This is a genomic window from Streptomyces sp. enrichment culture, from assembly GCF_964272855.1.
GTDB lineage: Bacteria > Actinomycetota > Actinomycetes > Streptomycetales > Streptomycetaceae > Streptomyces.
In genome coordinates, this window is sequence record NZ_OZ186847.1 from 449,703 (window position 1) to 468,137 (window position 18,435).

An 18,435-nucleotide genomic window follows, 5' to 3' on the forward strand; every position below is an offset into this window, starting at 1 on the left:
CATTCTTGGTCCCGGCGCTCCTGCCTGAGCGCGCAAGATCCGGCCAACGGGATGCGCGGGGGCGCGTACAGCGCACCCATGCTCCTTCCCGCGCATCCGTTCGGGGGACATGATCACCGGGCTTCGGGGTACGCGAGGCGCCCTTCGTCGCGGCCGGCGCGTCCGCCCAGAGATGGCGCGGACGGCCGGGGCGAGAGAGATTTGATGCCGGGGACACGGCTCGCGGCGCCGCGAGGAGGTGGTCGGCGTGGACGACGGGCAGCCGCACACCCGGGCACCCGCGGCCGAGCGGCAGCCGGCCGGCGAGCCGCTGCTGTCGCTCGCGCTCGCCGCGATGCTCGACGGCGTCCACGCCCACTCCGGCGCGGTGTACCTCCTCTCCCCCGACGGACAAGTGCTCGAGATGGCGGTGATGGCCGGGCTGCCGCGGGCCTTCTCCGCGCCCTGGGAGCGCGTCGGGGTGAGCGCCCCGATCCCGGTCGCCGACGCGGTGCGCGAACGGCGGCTGGTCTGGGTCGGCGGCGAGGAGGAGATGGCCCGCCGCTACCCCCGGGTCGCCGTGGTCCTGCCGTACCCCTTCGCGCTGGCCGCGGTGCCGGTGGTGACGGGAGGCACGGTGTACGGCGCGGTGTTCGTCACCTGGCCCGGCTCCCACGCGCCGACGCTGACCGACCGGATCCGGGAGCAGCTGACGTCCGCCTGCGACCGGCTCGCGCTGCGGCTGGAGCGGGCGGCCCGGGAGAGCCGCCCGGTGCTGCCCGAGCCGGATCTGCTGGCCGCGCCGGTGGTCGGGGGCACGCCGGGCACGATCGGCGCGGTCGAGGCGGCCCGGATGGTGTCCCGGCTGCCGTACGGGCTGTGCTCGCTCGACCTGCACGGGCGGGTCGCCTTCGCCAACCCGGCGGCGGCCGAACTGATCGGTGAACCGGTGTCCCGGCTGGTGGGCACCCAGCTGTGGGCGTCCGTGCCGTGGCTGAACGACCCGGTCTACGAGGACCGGTACCGGGCCGCCCTGTTCAGCCAGCACGCCACGTCGTTCGTGGCGCTGCGCCCGCCCGGCGAGTGGCTGTCCTTCCGGCTGTACCCGAGCACGAGCGGGCTCAGCGTGCGGATCACCAGGGCCCGGTCCGTCTCGCGGACGGGCCAGGCCGAGCCGTCGTCCGGCGAGGCGCCGTCCCGGCTGGTCACCATCTCGCAGGTGCTGACGCTGGCGAGCGCGCTGACCGAGGCGGTCGGCGTGCAGGACGTCGTCCAGCTGGTGGCGGACGAGCTCGCCCCGGCCGTCGGCAGCCACGCCCTGGTCCTGCTGGCCTCGCGGGGCGGGCGGCTGCGCGTGCTGGGACATCGCGGCTATCCCGATCCGCGGGTCGTGGAGCGGTTCGACGGGACGCCGCTGGGCTCGGCGACGCCGGGGGCGCACGCCCTGCACACCGGCGTGCCCGCGTTCTTCGAGTCCCGGGAGGAGCTGGAGCGGCTGTATCCGGCGCGGGCGGAGAGCCCGGACGGGTTCGCGGCCTGGGCGTACCTGCCGCTGATCGCCTCCGGGCGCCCGGTGGGCACCTGTGTGCTCGCCTACTCCGATCCGCGCCACTTCGCGGCGGACGAGCGGTCGGTGCTGACCAGCATGGCCGGGCTGATCGCGCTGGCCCTGGAGCGGGCCCTGCTGTACGACGCCAAGCACCAGCTGGCGCACGGCCTCCAGGCGGCGCTGCTGCCGCCGTCCCTGCCGCCGCTGCCGGGCATCGACGCGGCCGCCCGCTATCTGCCGAGCACGCGGGGCATGGACATCGGCGGCGACTTCTACGACGCGGTGCCGACGGCGGGCACCGCGGTCGCGGTGATCGGCGACGTGCAGGGGCACAACGTGACCGCGGCCGGGCTGATGGGGCAGATCCGGACCGCGGTACGGGCGTACACCGCCGTCGGCCAGTCGCCGCAGGAGGTCATGGGCAGCACCAACCGGCTGCTGATCGACCTCGGCACCGATCTGTTCGCCAGCTGTCTGTATCTGCGGCTGAACCCGCGGCACGCGCGGGCGGTGATGGCGCGGGCCGGGCATCCGCCGCCGCTGCTGCGCCGGCCGGACGGGCGGGTCCGGGTGCTCGACCTGGCGGGCGGGCCGCTGCTGGGCATCGACGCGTCGGCCGTGTATCCGACGACGGAGGTCGACTTCGCGCCCGGGTCGGTGCTCGTGCTGTACACCGACGGGCTGATCGAGTCCCCCGGCGTCGACATCGAGGAGGCGCTCGCCGCACTGGGCGAGCTGCTGACGGAGGCGGGGCGGCTGCCGCTGGACGAACTGGCCGACGTACTGGTCGGGCAGGGGGCGGGCGCGGCGGAGCGGGCGGACGACGTGGCGTTGCTGCTGCTGCGGGCGCGGGGGTGAGGCGGGCGGGTACGACGAAGGGTCCGGCCCCTCCGCCGGGGGGCCGGACCACGTGGTGGGGCGGGTCAGCTGTGATTCTGTGTCAGCCCGGAGTCGCCGGCCTCCTCGGCGGCCTCCTCTCCGCCGCCGGCCTGGTGCCCGGCACCCTCTTGCTCGTCACCGGCACCCTCCTCGGCACCGCCGACGCCTTCCTCCGCGCCTCCGACGCCCTCCTGCGCGCCGTCGGCACCTTCCTCCGCGCCACCGGCGCCTTCCTGCTCACCACCGGCGCCCGCGCCTTCGCCTTCGCCCGCGCCGCCGGCACCGTCACCGCCCTCCAGCGTCGCGCCGACCGCCTCCAGTGCCGTGGTGACCGGCTGGAAGAACGTCTCCCCGCCCACCGTGCAGTCGCCGCTGCCGCCGGAGGTCAGGCCGAGGGCGAGGCCGTCCTGGGTGAACATCGAGCCGCCGCTGTCGCCGGGTTCGGCGCACACGTTCGTCTGGATGAGGCCGGTGACCGTGCCCTCGGGGTAGTTGACGGTGGCGTCGAGCCCGGTGACGGCGCCGTCGGCGAGGCCCGTGGTGGAGCCCATCCGGAACACCTCCTGGCCGACGGTGGCCTCCGCCGCCTGGAGGATCGGGACGGTCTGCCCCTCGGCGTTCACCTCGCTCGGCGCCTGGGTGGCGGGGTCGTCGTACTTGACGAGGGCGAAGTCACCCTCGCCGGGGAACACCGCCTGGTCGACGGTGCCGATCGGCGCCCCGCCCTCGGCGTCGGACCACTGTTCCGCCGCGACGCCGCAGTGACCGGCCGTCAGGAAGGCGGGGGTGCCGTCGCCGGCGGTGACGTTGAAGCCGAGCGAGCAGCGGGCGCCGCCGCCGAAGATGGCGTCGCCGCCGGAGGCGAAGGTCTTGAAGGTGCCGCTGGACTTCCGCAGGGTCGCCATGCCGGAACCGAGGCTCTGCACGGTGGACTCCAGCGTGTCCCACTTGGCGCCGGTGACGGTGCTGTCGGCGGTGACGAGGACCTTGTTCGTTCTGGGGTCGACGGCCCAGGCGGTGCCGGGGATGGTCGCCTCGCTCTTCAGCGTCTGCGCGGCCGCCTTCAGTTCGGCGGCGCTGTTCTCGACCTGCCGGACCGCCGCGCCCGCCTTCTTGGCCTGGACGACGAGCTGGTTGTCGTCGCCGACCACGTTGACGACGAGCTGCTGGCGGTCGGCGTCGTAGTAGGACCCGGCGAACGCGTCGCCGAGCAGCCCGGCGAGCTGGTCCGCGAGATCCGAGGCGTCCGCGGACTTCAGGGTCCTGGGAGCGGACTTGGCTTCCGGCGCGCCGTCCTGGGACGCGTTGGCGTTCGGCAGCAGGATGGCCGCCGCTCCGAGCGCCGCCACGCCGCCTGCGGCCAGCACGGCCTTGCGCTTCGGAATTCGCTTGTGACTCAAGACTTCTCGACCTCCTGAGGGACCGGGGTCCGGCCGCCCTGTCGGCGGCTGTCGGGGGTGGGCGCCTGGATGGCCACTGGTACGCAGGGCGCGCTCGGGGCGTTCAATCGGGTGTGCGAAACCGGAGGGACCGGGATGCGTGCCGACGGGATGGTGGTGGGGCCCGCGGTGGGGATTCCGCCGTCGTTCGGGGAAATGTCTCCCCATGACGATGACCACGGCTCAAGCCGAGAAGATCCTCTCCGTGAACTTCGCCCCCTGGGTCCTGGAACTGGGCCTGACCGTGGAGGCGTTGGGCGACGACCGGGCGACGCTGCGGCTGCCCTGGTCCGACCGGCTGGCCCGGGAGGGCGGCGCGCTGTCGGGTCAGGCGCTGATGGCCGCCGCCGACACGGCGACGGTGATCGCCGTCTCGGCGGCGCGGGGCGCGTTCGTGCCGATGACGACGGTTCAGCAGTCAACGTCCTTCCAGCGCCCGGTGGCGGACGCGGACGTGCTGATCACCGCGGTGCTGACCAAGCTGGGCCGCCGGATGGCGTTCGCGGACATCGCGATGACGGTGGAGCCGGGCGGGGACCTCGCGGCCCGGGCGAGCACGGTCTACGCAATCCTGGGCTGACACGTTCCGCGACCGGTCGGTGACGGTCGGTTCCGGTCGCGGACCGGAACGAGTGCTTCAGGGAATCTGCACATCGAATGCCCAACGGGCTCACCGCGAACGGCGGATCTGCACATGGCCGGGGCGGCGGCCACGCCTTTGGGACCGGAGTGCCGGATTCGCCGATCCGGCGGCAAGAGCCGGGATGCGCCGATGCCGTGCGGCATGTGAAGAAGTCGCCGACAAGCCGTGCGCGCACCTGCACGGTTGGGCACGCGGAGGGCTCAAAAGCCCAGGTGGGACGGGTGGTTGATTGGAGGACGGAGGTCGCCGCGTGCTTTGATCCTTCGCACCGCGGGGGCCGCGAACGGCGCCTCTACGGGGCGCCTGGCGCCTGCGGTCGCGGCCGTCCGTCTGTCCCCAGAGGGGGCCGCTCCCCCCTTGTGAAATATCCATACGAAGGGAAGTTCCATCATGAACTCCACCCCCCAGGTTGAGACCGCCGAGATCTCCGACGCCGAGCTCGACAACGTCGCCGGCGGTCTGCACGTGAACGCCCTGGGCACCGTGACCGGCCTGGTGGACGGCGTCGCCCCGGTTTCCGGCCTGGTCGACACGGTCGTCGGCACCGTCGAGGGTGTCACCGGCCTGAACACGGCCCCGGCCACCAACCTGGTCGCCGGCCTCTGATCGCACCCCCGGGGTGCCCCGCCGAGTCCCGGAGCCGTATCCCGGCTCCGGGGCTCTTCGGATGTCCGTCACGCAATTCCACCCGGTGAGGGATCAGTTCCGTGCAGTTCCGCCAACAGGCCCTCGCCAGGCTGCAGTCGCCGGAGGAGCTGGACCTTCCGGTGCGGCTCGCCCGTCCGCAGGGCTGGCTCGTGTTGTCCGTGACGGTGATCGCGATGGCGGCCGCCTCGGTGTGGGCGGTGACGGGCAGCGTCTCCTCCACGGTGAGCGCGCCCGCGATCCTCACCCACGGGCAGGGCAGTTACGTCCTGCAGAGCCCCGTCGCCGGCCAGGTCACCGAGATCCTGGCGAAGGAGGGCGAGCGGCTGCCCGCCGACGCCCCCGTACTGAGGATCCGTACCGCCGAGGGCGAGACCGTGGTCCGCACCCTCGCCGCGGGCCGGCTGACCGCGCTCGCCGCGACGATCGGTCAGATCCTCGCCACCGGTGCGAACGTGGCCGCCGTGGAGAAGGTCGCCGCGAAGGACGCGCCGCTGTACGCGACGGTGTACGTCCCCGCCGAGAACGCCTCCGCCATTCCCGCCGACGCGCCCGTGGACCTCACCGTCCAGACGGTGCCCACGCAGGAGTACGGCGTGCTGCGCGGCCATGTGAAGTCCGTGGACCGCTCGCCCCAGACCGCCCAGCGGATCGGCGCGTTCCTCGGTGACAGCCAGCTCGGCGAGCAGTTCACGAAGGACGGCCGGCCGGTCGCGGTCCTGGTGCGGCTCGACAGGTCCGCGTCGACGAAGAGCGGTTACGCCTGGTCGACGACGGACGGCCCGCCGCACGCCCTCACCTCCATGACCGTGGCCACCGGCTCGATCCGGCTGGCCGATCAGCGACCCGTCGATTGGCTGCTGCCGTGACCACCACCGCCGAGGAAACCCGGGGCCGGCGCCGGGCCGCCCCGCCGCGGCGCCCGGTCCCGGGGACCCGCCGCCGGACCGTCCGCACCCCCACCGTGCTCCAGATGGAGGCCGTCGAGTGCGGCGCCGCCTCCCTGGCGATGGTGCTCGGCCACTACGGCAAGCACGTCCCGCTGGAGGAGCTGCGCATCGCCTGCGGTGTCTCCCGTGACGGCTCGCGCGCCAGCAATCTGCTGAAGGCCGCCCGCGGCTACGGCCTGACCGCCAAGGGCATGCAGATGGACCTGGCCGCACTCGCCGAGGTGCGGGCGCCGGCCGTGCTGTTCTGGGAGTTCAACCACTACGTCGTCTACGACGGCATGGGCCGCCGCTTCGGCCGCCGCGGCGTCTGGGTCAACGACCCCGGCAAGGGCCGCCGTTTCGTGCCGACGGAGGACTTCGACGGCAGCTTCACCGGTGTGGTGCTGGTGATGGAGCCCGGCGAGGACTTCACCAGGGGCGGGCGCAGGCCGGGCGTCCTCGGCGCCATGCCGGCCCGGCTGCGCGGCACCGCCGGCACGCTGCCCGCCGCGGTGCTGGCGAGCCTGCTGCTGGTCCTGGTCGGCGCGGCGTTGCCGGCGCTCAGCCGGACGTACATCGACATGTTCCTGATCGGCGGGCAGACCTCGCTGCTGGACGTGCTGTTCGCGTCCATGGGCGCGTGTGTGCTGCTCACGCTGGTCCTGACCTGGCTGCAGCAGGCGAACCTGCATCACGGCCGGATCATCTCCTCGACGCTGTCCAGCGCCCGCTTCCTGCGCCATCTGCTGCGGCTGCCGGTCACCTTCTTCTCCCAGCGCAGCCCGGCCGACCTGGTGCAGCGGCTGCAGTCGAACGACGCGGTCGCCGAGACGCTGGCCCGTGACCTGGCGGCGGCGGGCGTGGACGCGGTGGTCGTGGTGCTCTACGCCGTGCTGCTCTACACGTACGATCCGCAGCTGACGTTCGTCGGCGTCGGGGTGGCGTTGCTGAACATCATCGCCATGCGGGTGGTGATCCGGCTGCGCGCGACCCGTACCGCGAAGCTGCGCGCCGACAACGCGCGGCTGACGACCACGGCGTACAGCGGTCTCCAGCTGATCGAGACGATGAAGGCGACCGGCGGCGAGGACGGCTACTTCCGCAAGTGGGCCGGGCAGCACGCGACCACGCTGGAGGAGCAGCAGCGGCTCGGCGTGCCGAGCGCCTGGCTGGGTGTGGTGGCGCCGACGCTCGCCACGCTGAACAGCGCGCTGATCCTGTGGATCGGCGGTATGCGGGCCATCGAGGGGCACATCTCGGTGGGTCTGCTGGTCGCCTTCCAGGCGCTGGTGACCCGGTTCACCGCACCGCTGACCCGGCTCAACGGCGTCGCGGGCCGCATCCAGGACTTCGCGGCGGACGTGGCACGGCTGAAGGACGTGGAGAACTTCCGCGCGGACCCGCTGTACTCCCGCGCGGGCGGCGAGTCGACCCGGCGGCTGCACGGGCACGTGGAGCTGGAGAACATCACCTTCGGCTACAGCCCGCTCGACAAACCGCTGCTGACCGGCTTCGACCTGACGGTCGGTCCGGGGCAGCAGGTGGCGCTGGTCGGCGGTTCCGGCAGCGGCAAGTCGACCGTGTCCCGGCTGATCGCCGGTCTCTACACACCGTGGGAGGGCGTCATCCGCATCGACGGGCAGCGCCTGGAGGACATCCCGCGCGGCGCGCTCGCGGCGTCCGTCTCCTTCGTCGACCAGGACGTGTTCCTGTTCGAGGGCACGGTCCGCGACAACGTGGCGCTGTGGGATCCGTCGATCCCGGACGACGCGGTCGTGGAGGCGCTGCGGGACGCGGCCCTGTACGACGTGGTGATGCGCCGTCCGGGCGGCATCCACAGCCGGGTCGAGCAGGACGGGCGGAACTTCTCCGGCGGGCAGCGCCAGCGCCTGGAGATCGCCCGGTCGCTGGTGCGCCGCCCCAGCATCCTGGTGCTCGACGAGGTGACCAGCGCGCTCGACGCCGAGACGGAGCTGGTCGTGATGGACAACCTGCGGCGGCGCGGCTGTGCCTGTGTGGTCATCGCCCACCGGCTGAGCACCGTGCGGGACAGCGACGAGATCGTGGTCCTCCAGCACGGCACGGTCGTCGAACGCGGGCGGCACGAGGAGCTGGTGGCGCGCGGCGGCGCGTACGCGGCGCTGGTCAGGGAGCGGTGAGATGACGACGGTCGACGAGGGCGACCTGGTCCTGGGCGCCCTGGGCTCGCTGGGCACGCCGATCGACGGCACCGCCCTGACCCGGCTCGATCTGGAAGGGCCGCAGGTGCTGTGGCTGGTGGCGTCCGGCGCGCTGGACCTGTTCGCGGTGGACGCGGGCGGGCAGGGCCACTGGCATCACCTGGGCCGCCTGGAGGCGGGCACGCTGCTGCTCGGCCCGGTCGCCGGCCCGCAGCACACGCTGGTGGCGCGTCCGGTGCGGGACTGCGTGGTGCGCCGCGTCGGCCTGCGCGAGCTGTACCAGCCGGCGGCCACCCAGACGTGGTCGTACGACGAGTACGGCAACCCGCAGTACGTGCCGCCGACGACGAGCCCGCTGGAGTACGCGCTCGCGCTGGGCGTCGGCCGTGGCCTGTCGGTGCTCTTCCAGGCGCCGATGGCGGCGGAGGGGGCGTCGGCGGTCACCGACGAGGACGTCTTCTGGATGCAGGTGCCGCCGGGCAGCGTGCAGTACGGCTCCCTGTACGGCGCGGAGGCCGCCGCCGACCTGCTGATGGACCCGGCGGTGTGGCAGAGCATGGTCGACCAGCAGTACCGCCTGCTGACCACGCTGGACCGCTGGATCGAGCAGCTGGAGCGGACCCACGAGACCCGCACAGCGGCCGGTATCAAGGCCGGTGAGCAGGTGCGCGCGCAGGCCGACCGGACGCTGCTGGCGTCCATCGGCCGCCCGTCGGCTCGGCGCACCACGTCCGCCGACGCGGACGCCACGTACGCGGCCTGCCGGCTGGTGGCCCGCGCGGCCAAGATCGCGCTCGCCGACCCCGGGCACGGCGGCACCGAGAGCGACCGCCTCGACCCGGTGGAGCGGATCGCGCTCGCCTCCCGGGTGCGTACCCGGGCGGTGCGGCTGGACGGGAGCTGGTGGCGGGACGACGTCGGTCCGCTGGTCGGGCAGCGGGCGCTGTCCGGGGCGCCGGTCGCGCTGCTGTGGCGGCGCGGCGGCTATGTGGCCGTCCATCCGGCGACCGGGCGGGAGACGCCGGTCGAGAAGGCCAACGCGGGCGAGTTCGAGCCGCGCGCGGTGATGTTCTACCGGCCGCTGCCGGACCGCCCGCTGGGCCCGCTCGGCCTGCTGCGGTTCTGTATGCGGGGCACGCGCGGCGACATGACCGGCCTGCTGCTCAGCGGGCTGGTGACGGTGGCGATCGGCGCGCTGGTGCCGATCGCGACCGGCAAGGTGCTCGGCGAGTACGTGCCGAAGGCGCAGGCCGGGCTGATCGCGCAGGTCTGTGTCGCGGTCGTCGTCGGCAGCGTGGTCGCGGCTGCGTTCATGCTGCTGCAGAACCTGACCATCCTGCGCCTGGAGGGCCGTATCGAGGCGACGCTGCAGCCGGCCGTGTGGGACAGGCTGCTGCGGCTGCCGACGAAGTTCTTCACCGGCCGGTCCACCGGCGAGCTGGCCAGTGCGGCGATGGGCATCAGCGCGATCCGCCGCCTGCTCGCGGGCGTCGGGCCGACGGTCGCCCAGTCGGTGACGATCGGCGCCGTGAACCTGGGGCTGCTGCTCTGGTACAGCGTGCCGATGGCGCTGGCGGCGCTCGGCATGCTCGTCGTCATCGCCACCGTGTTCCTCGGGCTCGGGCTGTGGCAGGTGCGCTGGCAGCGGCGGCTGACGGTGCTCACGAACAAGCTGAACAACCAGGCGTTCCAGACCCTCCGAGGCCTGCCGAAGCTGCGGGTCGCGGCCGCCGAGAACTACGCGTACGCCGCCTGGGCCGGCGAGTTCGCGCGCAGCCGGGAACTCCAGCAGCGGCTCGGGCGGATCAAGAACCTCTCCGCGGTGCTCGGCGCGGTGTATCTGCCGCTGTGCTCGCTGCTGATGTTCATGCTGCTGGCGGGCCCGGCGCGGGGCGCGATGTCGGCGGCCGACTTCCTCGCCTTCAACACCTCGGTGACCATGCTGCTCACCTCGGTCACCCAGCTGACCGGCGCGTTCGTGTCCCTGGTGGCCGCGCTGCCGCTGTACGAGCAGATCAAGCCGGTGCTGCGGGAGCTGCCGGAAGTGCGCACGGCCAGCACCCGCCCGGGCCAGCTGTCCGGCGCGATCGAGGCGCGGCGGCTGTCGTTCCGCCACTCCGACGACGGGCCGCTCGTCCTCGACGACGTGTCCTTCGACGTCCGGCCGGGCGAGTTCGTGGCGATCGTCGGCCCGAGCGGCTGCGGCAAGTCCACCCTGCTGCGGCTGCTCATCGGCTTCGACCGGCCGGTGTCGGGCAGCGTGCTCTACGACGGGCAGGACCTGGCGGCCCTCGACCAGTCGGCGGTACGGCGGCAGTGCGGGGTGGTGCTCCAGCACGCGCAGCCGTTCACCGGGTCGATCCTGGACGTCATCTGCGGCACCAAGCCGTACACGCCGGAGGAGGCGATGGCGGCCGCGGAGATGGCGGGGCTCGCCGAGGACATCAAGCGGATGCCGATGGGGTTGCACACCATCGTCGCGGGCAACGGGGCGATCTCGGGCGGGCAGCGGCAGCGGCTGATGATCGCGCAGGCGCTGATCCGCCGGCCGCGCGTCCTCTTCTTCGACGAGGCGACCAGCGCGCTGGACAACGAGACCCAGCGCCGGGTCATCGAGAGCACCAAGGCGCTCGACGCCACCCGGATCGTCATCGCGCACCGGCTGTCGACCGTCCTGGACGCCGACCGGGTCATCGTGATGGAGGACGGCAAGGTCGCCCAGCAGGGGCCGCCCGCGCAGCTCCTCGCGGACACCGGCGGCCGGCTGCACGAACTGGTGCGACGGCAGCTGGCCTGAACCGGACGGCACGGACCGGGCACGGGCGCCCCCCGGGCGTCGCGCCGCCGCCCCGCGGTGGTCCGCGTGCTTCCGCGCGCCGCACGGCGATCACACCGCCGGGGACTGCTGCCACGGTTATCCGGGTACCCCGGTGTTCATGCGAATCAGCGTGGTGGACGTGGGCTCCAAGACGGTGCGGCTGGTCGTCGCGGACGCGGAGGGCGGGGTGCCGCTGCCCGTGCACACCGCGAAGTGGCGGCTTCGGCTCGCCGACGAGGTGCGGCCCGGCGCGCCGATCCCGCAGACCGCCGTCGGCCGTCTCACCGAGGCGGTCGCCGAGGCCGACCGGACCGCTGGCAAGTGGGGCGCGGCCGGACCGCTGGCCTTCGCAACCGCCGTGGTGCGTGCCGCCCCCAACCGCCGGGAGGTGCTGCGGGCCGTGCGCGCGGAAACCGGCGTGGAGCTGTGCACCCTGCCCGGCGAGGTCGAGGCGGAGCTGACGTTTCTCGCCGCCCGGCGCTGGATGGGGTGGCGGGCGGGGCCGCTGGCGCTGCTGGACATCGGCGGCGGGTCGCTCGAGGTGGCGTTCGGGCGTGGCCGGCTGCCGGACTTCGCGGCGTCGCTGCCGCTCGGCGCGGGACGGCTGACCCATGAGTTCTTCATGGACGAGGATCCCCCGCTGCCGCAGCAGGTGCGGGCGCTGCGCCGCAAGGTCCGCCATCAGCTGCGGGACGCCGGGGCCCGGATCCGCTGGGAGGGGCCGCGCACCGCGGTGGCCACCTCCCGCACGTTCCAGCAGCTCGGGCGGCTGTGCGGGGCCGCGCCGGGGCGGCACGGGCCGTTCGCGGATCGGCACCTGCGCCGCGCGGACCTGCGGTCCGCCGTGGAGCGGCTGGCCGCGCTGCCCGCCGTCGAACGGGCTCAGCTGCCCGGCATCTCCGCGCCGCGCGCCGCGCAGAGCCTCGCCGGCGCGCTCGTCGCGCACACGGCGATGAAGGTGACCGGTCTGAGGGCGCTCACCGTCTGCCCGTGGGCGATCCGCGAGGGCGTGCTGCTGCGCCACGTGGAGGAGGGCCCGTCGTGGTGGGCCGATGTCTGCCGCCGGGACGAGGACACCGTCCGCGCGGAGCCCGTGCCGCTGCGCATCGCGAGCACCACATCCTGACCCCAGTGAACGGAAGGAGCGGTCACCGTGTCGGCCGACGACAAGCACGACGACAGGCAACGCGACGGCGGGGGGCAAGGGGAACAGCCGGAGACGGCGTTCGAGGAGGTGCTCCAGGAGATCCTGGACGAGGAACGCCGCGTCCGGGACGGCGAGGAGCAGCGCCGCCACCGGGGTGAGGCCGGGGAGGCCATCACCCCCAACACCGAGGCGGAGGAGGAGTCGCGGGGCGAGTGAGGCCGCCCCGCCGTGGCCGGCCCGGGGTACCGGGCCGGCCCAGTGGAAAGCGGAAGGCGCTCCGACCTGGGTACCCGCCCCTCATGGACCATGAAGGAGCACGACCGGAACGTGAAGGACCGCGCCTGCCCGAGCCCCGTGGGCCGGTGTCGGCGGCGGTGGTGGACTGTCTGCGGGCAGCGGGCCCGGCGCCGGACGCCGGGGCGGTCGCGGCCGCGGACCCGTACGGCGACGACCTCCAGCTCGCCCTGTACGTCTGCTACGAACTGCACTACCGCGGGTATGCCGGGGTGGCCCCGGACCGCGAGTGGGACCCGGAGCTGCTGCGCTTCCGGGCGGCGCTGGAGCACCGCTTCCTGTCGGCGCTGCGGGTGGACGTCCCGGCGCGCGACGCTGTGGCGGACGCGCTGGCCGGCCTGCTGGTGGAGCCGGTGGACGGCACCGGGCTCAGCCACTATCTGCGGGACGAGGGCGAGCTGTGGCAGCTGCGCGAGTACGCGGCCCAGCGTTCCCTGTACCACCTGAAGGAGGCGGACCCGCACGCCTGGGTGCTGCCCCGGCTGTGGGGCCGGGCGAAGGCGGGGATGGCGGCGGTGGAGTTCGACGAGTTCGGCGGCGGCCGGGCCGACCGGGTGCACGCCCGGCTGTTCGCCGACCTCATGACGGACCTGGACCTGGACACCACGTACGGCCGCTATCTCGACGAGGCGTGCGCGGAGGCCCTGGCCGTCGTGAACCTCATGTCCCTGTTCGGCCTGCACCGCTCCCTCAGGGGCGCCCTCGTGGGTCACTTCGCCGCCGTGGAGGTCACCTCGTCACCGGGTTCACGTCGGCTCGCGGAGGCGATGCGCCGCACCGGGGCCGGGCCGGCGGCCGAGCACTTCTACGACGAGCACGTCGAGGCGGACGCGGTGCACGAGCAGGTGGTCCGCCACGACGTGATCGGCGGGCTGCTGGACGAGGAGCCGTACCTCGCGCCGGACGTGGCCTTCGGAATCGACGCCACCAGTCATGTCGAGGACCGTCTCGCGGACCGGCTGCTCTCGGACTGGCGGGCGGGCCACTCGTCGCTGCGCCCGCACGGCGCGTTTGAAACATCCCATATTTCCTGAATGCGGGGGTACTGGGACGGGGTGAATCCCTTGATCGCACCCGGCGTATACCACCCACAGGAGGACACCGCCCTGCTGGCGGCGGCCCTGTCCGACGAGCCGCTGCCACAGGGCGCCGACGTACTGGACGTAGGCACCGGATGCGGTGCGCTGGCCCTGGCCGCCGCACGGCGGGGCCACCGGGTCACCGCCGTGGACGTGTCCTGGCGGGCCGTGTGGAGCGCGCGGGTCAACGCATGGCGGTACCGGCTGCCGGTGAGCATCCGGCACGGCAATCTGTTCGAGCCCGTACGCGGGCAGACGTTCGATCTCATTCTCGCCAACCCGCCCTACGTGCCCGACCCCGACGACAGCCGCGCCCCGCACGGGCGGGCCCGCAGCTGGGACGGGGGAAGCGACGGGCGGCTCCTGGTGGACCGCATCTGCCGGGAGGCGCCGGGCCTGCTGCGGCCCGGCGGGGTGCTGCTGATGGTCCACTCGGCGCTCAGCGACCCGGACCGGACGGTGGGGCAGCTGCGCGCGGCCGGCCTGAAGGCCGCCGTGACCCGGCGGCACCGGATCGCCTTCGGACCGGTGCTGCGGGAGCGGGCGGACTGGCTGCGGGAGCGGGGGCTGCTGGCCCCCGCGGAGAACAAGGAAGAGCTGGTGGTCGTCCGTGCCGAACTCCCCGTCTGACGGCCCGCGCCGGATCAGGGTCCGCCGCGAGGGCCCGATGCTGGTCGAGGGCCCGGTGGAAGTGGAACTGGAGGACGGTACGACCGTCTCCTCCGATCGCTTCCGGGTCGCTCTGTGCACCTGCCGGCGCAGCCGCCGGTTCCCCTGGTGCGACACCAGTCACCGCGCCCGGACCCGCGACAAATGATCCAGGGGCCGGCGGGCGGCCCCACTCCGCCCACCGACCCCTGCCGCGAGATCGCCACGGTCCGTGACAGGAACCCGCACTCCCCACCTGCGGGCGTCCTGCTGCCATCACGGGATCCGTGCGACCCCGGTCCCTAGAACGCGTACACGCTGCTGCTGGACGCGTTCATCACACACTCGTTGCCGAAGGTGCGCTCGTAGGAGACGCGCTGCCCCTGCCAGACACCGTCGACGGTGACGACCACGGGGTCGTACTCGCGGGTGCACAGGATGCCGCTCTCGCTCTCCAGGGCGCCTAGGTCACCGTCGACGCGGCGCAGTTCCGCGCACGCCGAGACCGGGTCCGGGTGCGTGCCGGACGGCTTCGGGGCGCAGTTCAGAGTCACCGCGCGCTCCGGTGTGACACCGGCGGCGGTCTCACCGTGGCCCACGGTGAGGACCAGGGCGGAGGGCGCGTAGAGCGTGGCGGGCGCCGCGTGCGCCGCCCCGGTCAGGGGTCCGGCGAGCGCGGTGGCCGCGAGGGCGAGGATCGCTGCCCGGCGCGCGAAGTTCCGCATTGTGTGCTTCCTTCCGCTTGATTGCGTTGAGTGCCGGACCGCACGCGGTGAGTGCCGACCGGCGAGCGCGAGTCTGCCGAGTCCGTCGCGGAAACTCATCTCGACCCCACTGGTTTCAGTAACATTGCGTATTGAAACAGTGGCGTGAAGTTACGGGATTCGAACGTTCCAACCGCCAATCTGCGCGGTTCTTGATCGATTCGGGTGACCGGATGGCTTGATTCCCCGGGCTCGTTAATCGGCCTGAAACATTCCGAATCCGCCGGGCGGCGGTGGCCGAACCATCCACCCCGGGCGCCGGAATTGGATGAAACGCCACCTGTCCCCGGACTTGATCACTGCCGTAGCGTCTGCGGATCCCGTCGAACGGCCTGTGCCCGCGCCGCCCACCCCGCGACCGGGCCGGCCGTTCCCCCCCTCGCCGCGCCACAACGCGCTCCACCCCACGGCGTGGAGCGCATCCCCGACGCGGACCTCACCGCGACCCCGTCCGACCTGTTCCGGCTCGCCTTCGGCGGCGCCAACACCTTCTCGACGTGCGTCCTCGGGGCGTTCCCGATCCTCTTCGGCCTGTCCTTCCTGCAGGGCCTCGCCGCAACCCTCCTCGGGGTGATTACCGGAGCCCTGATCCTGTGCCCCATGGCCTTGTTCGGCCCGGTCATCGGCACCAACAACGCGGTGTCGTCGTCAGCGCACCTCGGGGTGCACGGCCGGGTGGTGGACTCGTTCCTGTCGCTGCTGACCGCGGTCGCGTTCTTCTCGCTGTCGGTGTGGAGCTCCGGCGACGCCCTGGTCGGCGGCGCCCACCGGCTGTTCGGTGTGGAGCGCGGCAACCTGTCGTACGCCGTCGCCTACGCGCTGTTCGCCGGGCTGGTCCTCGCGGTGTGCGTGTACGGCTTCCGGTTCGCGTGGTGGGTGGCCGCGGCGGTCGGGGTGCTCTTCACGAACATCCCCGGCCAGTTCGTGGGCCCGCTGGGCGGGCTGGCGGGCGGCGTCGACATCGGCCTGCCGCTGTCCCTGGCGGTCGCCGCCGTCCTGTTCCTGACGCTGCTGTGGCTCTTCCCCGAGCCCCGCGCGGTCTACGGCCCCGAGGGCGCCCGGCTGGTCCGTACGGCCGAGGTGCCGGTGCCACCGGTCACCGGCGCCGACGCCGGCGGGGAGGTGCCGGACCGCACCGCGCGGGTCGGCTGAACTCGCCCGGCTCTCGCGGAAATCCGTGCCCGCCGGCTGATCCCGCCGAGGCGTACCGGCCGGTATGGTCTGCGTCGGCGCAGGCCCGACGGCGAGAGGCGGACGGATGGCCAGGCACTGGGCGGACTTCCAGTACGAGATCTATCTGAACGGGATGACCGGCGCGATACCCCGGCTCCCGACCGATCTGACCCGGCTGGAGGAACTCACCGAGCGGCGGCTCGGGCCCGGCCCGGTCGGCTACGTCGCGGGCAGCGCGGGCGACGGCAGCACCGCCCGCGCCAACCGGGCGGCCCTGGAGCGGCGCCGGATCGTGCCGCGCGTGCTGCGGGACGTCCACGAGCGCGACCTGTCGGTGGAGGTGCTGGGCCGCGCGCTGCCCGCCCCGCTGGCGCTGGCCCCGGTCGGCGTGCTGTCGATCATGCATCCGGAGGCGGAGCCGGCCGCCGCCCGGGCCGCCGCCGCCCAGGGCGTGCCGTACATCCTGTCCTCGGCGTCCAGCACGCCGATGGAGCAGGTCGCGGAGGCGATGGGCGACGCGGAGCGCTGGTTCCAGCTGTACTGGGCCAAGGACCGGGAGGTGACACGGAGTTTCCTGGACCGGGCCAAGAGGGCCGGGTTCAGCGTGCTCGTGGTCACCCTGGACACTCCGCTGCTCGCCTGGCGGCCGCGCGATCTCGACCAGGCGTACCTGCCGTTCCTGCACGGGGTCGGCACGGCCAACTACTTCACGGACCCCGCCTTCCGGGCGGGGCTCGCCAAACCGGTGCACGAGGATCCGAACGCGGCCGTCATGCATTTCGTCGGCATGTTCGCCGACCCCGGCAAGACCTGGCCCGACCTGGCGTTCCTGCGGGAGCACTGGGACGGCCCGATCGTCCTCAAAGGCGTACTGCACCCGGACGACGCCCGGCTCGCCGCGGAGGCCGGCATGGACGGGTTGGTGGTCTCCAACCACGGCGGCCGTCAGGTGGCCGGCTCGGTGGCGGCGGCCGACGCGCTGCCCCGGATCGCCGAGGCGGTCGGAGACCGGCTGGCGGTGCTGTTCGACAGCGGCGTGCGCACCGGCGACGACATCTTCAAGGCGCTCGCGCTCGGGGCGCGGGCGGTGCTCGTGGGACGCCCGTACGCCTACGGACTCGGCCTGGACGGGCAGGCGGGCGTCGAGCACGTCATCCGCTGTCTGCTCGCCGAACTCGACCTCACCCTCGCCCTGTCGGGCCACGCCACGCCCGGCACCGTGACCGCCGCCGACCTCGTGGAGGAGACCGCGTGACCGCCAGGAGGAACGTGCTCGCGGTCGTGTCCCCCCATGTCGGCGGCCGTGCGTCCGGTGCGGCGCTCGCCCGGCTGTTCCCCGGCGAGACGGACGTCACCGTCGTCGAGACGGCCGACGAGGACCCGGCCGCCCTGCGCGCGGCCCACGTCATCGTCACCGCGCTGGCCCCGGTGACGGCCCGGCACATGGCCGGGGCACCGGAGTTGAAGCTGGTGCAGTGTGCGAGCCACGGCTACGACTACGTCGACGTGGCCGCCGCGCGGCGGCGCGGGGTGACGGTGTGCACGATCGGCTCCAGCGGCGCCGAGGCGCAGAACGTGGCCGAGCAGACCTTCGCCCTGCTGCTCGCCCTCGCCAAGCGGCTGATCCCGGCCCACAACGCCCTCGTCGAGGCGGACTGGGCGCTGCCCCGCCTGCAGAGCGGCCTCACCGAGCTCTCCGGCAAGACCCTCGGCATCGTGGGGCTCGGTCAGATCGGGCAGCAGGTCGCCAAGCGTGCGGCGGCGTTCGACATGAGCGTCGTGTACACGGGCCGGCGCCGGGCCGAGCCGGAAACGGAGGCACGGCTGGGCGGCGCCCGCCACCTCCCGCTCGAGGAGCTGCTGCGCACCTCCGACTACGTCACCCTGCACGCCCCGCTCACGGACGGGACCCGGCATCTGCTGAACGCCGAACGCCTCGCCCTGCTCAGACCGACGGCGTTCGTGGTGAACACCGCGCGCGGCGCCCTGATCGACCAGGACGCCCTCGCGGACGCCCTGGAGCGCGGCGCCCTCGCCGGAGCGGGCCTCGACGTCTTCGACCCCGAACCGCCCACCCCGGCCCTGCGTCTGCTGAAGTCCCCGAACGTGGTCCTCTCCCCGCACGTCGGCGGCGTCACCCGGGAGACGGTGGTCCGCATCGCCCTCGCCGCGGTCGGCAACGCCGCGGCCTTCCTGACGGGCGCACAGCCACGTGACGTGGTGAGCGGGACGGAAGCGGTGTGAGCCGGGCCCGGGACCGGGGTGAGCG

Annotated in this window: 16 protein-coding genes; 14 read left to right on the plus strand and 2 right to left on the minus strand. The window is 73.5% G+C overall.

Annotated elements, in window-relative coordinates; genetic code table 11:
- Nucleotides 1-238: 238 nt before the first annotated feature.
- Entirely contained in the window at nt 239-2,386 is a 2,148-nt protein-coding gene (locus ACSU6L_RS01795) for a SpoIIE family protein phosphatase (protein ID WP_437052816.1), read from the plus strand.
- Between the two features lie 65 nt (nt 2,387-2,451).
- On the opposite strand, the gene ACSU6L_RS01800 is transcribed toward ACSU6L_RS01795, so the two are convergent.
- Entirely contained in the window at nt 2,452-3,807 is a 1,356-nt protein-coding gene (locus ACSU6L_RS01800; RefSeq protein WP_437052818.1) for a S1 family peptidase, read from the minus strand.
- 205 nt (nt 3,808-4,012) lie between these two features.
- Between ACSU6L_RS01800 and ACSU6L_RS01805 the strand changes: the two genes are divergently transcribed.
- The 10 genes from ACSU6L_RS01805 to ACSU6L_RS01850 all read left to right on the plus strand — a co-directional run bounded on the left by ACSU6L_RS01805 (nt 4,013) and on the right by ACSU6L_RS01850 (nt 14,398).
- A complete protein-coding gene (locus ACSU6L_RS01805) occupies nt 4,013-4,426 on the plus strand; it encodes a PaaI family thioesterase (protein ID WP_437052820.1) in 414 nt (137 codons plus the stop codon).
- Nucleotides 4,427-4,879: 453 nt separating this feature from the next.
- On the plus strand, nt 4,880-5,095 hold the full coding sequence (locus ACSU6L_RS01810; protein ID WP_437052822.1) for a type A2 lantipeptide: 216 nt from the start codon (nt 4,880-4,882) through the stop codon (nt 5,093-5,095).
- 101 nt (nt 5,096-5,196) lie between these two features.
- Nucleotides 5,197-6,003, plus strand: coding sequence for an HlyD family efflux transporter periplasmic adaptor subunit (locus ACSU6L_RS01815; protein ID WP_437052824.1), 807 nt, complete (start codon nt 5,197-5,199; stop codon nt 6,001-6,003).
- Complete coding sequence (locus tag ACSU6L_RS01820) at nt 6,000-8,222, plus strand: NHLP family bacteriocin export ABC transporter peptidase/permease/ATPase subunit (protein ID WP_437052826.1); 2,223 nt, start codon at nt 6,000-6,002, stop codon at nt 8,220-8,222. The genes ACSU6L_RS01815 and ACSU6L_RS01820 overlap by 4 nt, the downstream gene beginning before the upstream one ends.
- 1 nt (nt 8,223) lies before the next feature.
- The gene (locus ACSU6L_RS01825) at nt 8,224-11,040 is read left to right on the plus strand and encodes an NHLP bacteriocin export ABC transporter permease/ATPase subunit (RefSeq protein ID WP_437052828.1); all 2,817 of its coding nucleotides are present in this window, start codon (nt 8,224-8,226) and stop codon (nt 11,038-11,040) included.
- A 139-nt stretch (nt 11,041-11,179) separates the two neighbouring features.
- Nucleotides 11,180-12,187 (plus strand): Ppx/GppA phosphatase family protein, encoded by a 1,008-nt coding sequence (locus ACSU6L_RS01830; protein ID WP_437052829.1) that lies wholly within the window; start codon nt 11,180-11,182, stop codon nt 12,185-12,187.
- Nucleotides 12,188-12,214: 27 nt separating this feature from the next.
- Entirely contained in the window at nt 12,215-12,424 is a 210-nt protein-coding gene (locus ACSU6L_RS01835; RefSeq protein WP_437052831.1) for a hypothetical protein, read from the plus strand.
- A gap of 83 nt (nt 12,425-12,507) precedes the next feature.
- Nucleotides 12,508-13,536, plus strand: coding sequence for an iron-containing redox enzyme family protein (locus tag ACSU6L_RS01840; RefSeq protein ID WP_437052833.1), 1,029 nt, complete (start codon nt 12,508-12,510; stop codon nt 13,534-13,536).
- Nucleotides 13,537-14,211: a HemK2/MTQ2 family protein methyltransferase gene (locus ACSU6L_RS01845; RefSeq protein ID WP_437052835.1), complete on the plus strand. Its 675-nt coding sequence runs from the start codon at nt 13,537-13,539 to the stop codon at nt 14,209-14,211. It abuts the gene before it with no gap.
- Entirely contained in the window at nt 14,192-14,398 is a 207-nt protein-coding gene (locus ACSU6L_RS01850) for a CDGSH iron-sulfur domain-containing protein (RefSeq protein ID WP_073939874.1), read from the plus strand. The genes ACSU6L_RS01845 and ACSU6L_RS01850 overlap by 20 nt, the downstream gene beginning before the upstream one ends.
- A gap of 133 nt (nt 14,399-14,531) precedes the next feature.
- On the opposite strand, the gene ACSU6L_RS01855 is transcribed toward ACSU6L_RS01850, so the two are convergent.
- On the minus strand, nt 14,532-14,954 hold the full coding sequence (locus ACSU6L_RS01855; protein ID WP_073939875.1) for a subtilase-type protease inhibitor: 423 nt from the start codon (nt 14,952-14,954) through the stop codon (nt 14,532-14,534).
- Between the two features lie 450 nt (nt 14,955-15,404).
- Between ACSU6L_RS01855 and ACSU6L_RS01860 the strand changes: the two genes are divergently transcribed.
- From ACSU6L_RS01860 to ACSU6L_RS01870, 3 genes are all read left to right on the plus strand, one after another.
- Complete coding sequence (locus tag ACSU6L_RS01860; RefSeq protein ID WP_437052837.1) at nt 15,405-16,145, plus strand: cytosine permease; 741 nt, start codon at nt 15,405-15,407, stop codon at nt 16,143-16,145.
- Between the two features lie 106 nt (nt 16,146-16,251).
- Complete coding sequence (locus tag ACSU6L_RS01865; RefSeq protein ID WP_437052839.1) at nt 16,252-17,421, plus strand: lactate 2-monooxygenase; 1,170 nt, start codon at nt 16,252-16,254, stop codon at nt 17,419-17,421.
- Entirely contained in the window at nt 17,418-18,410 is a 993-nt protein-coding gene (locus tag ACSU6L_RS01870; RefSeq protein WP_437052841.1) for a 2-hydroxyacid dehydrogenase, read from the plus strand. The genes ACSU6L_RS01865 and ACSU6L_RS01870 overlap by 4 nt, the downstream gene beginning before the upstream one ends.
- Nucleotides 18,411-18,435: the final 25 nt, after the last annotated feature.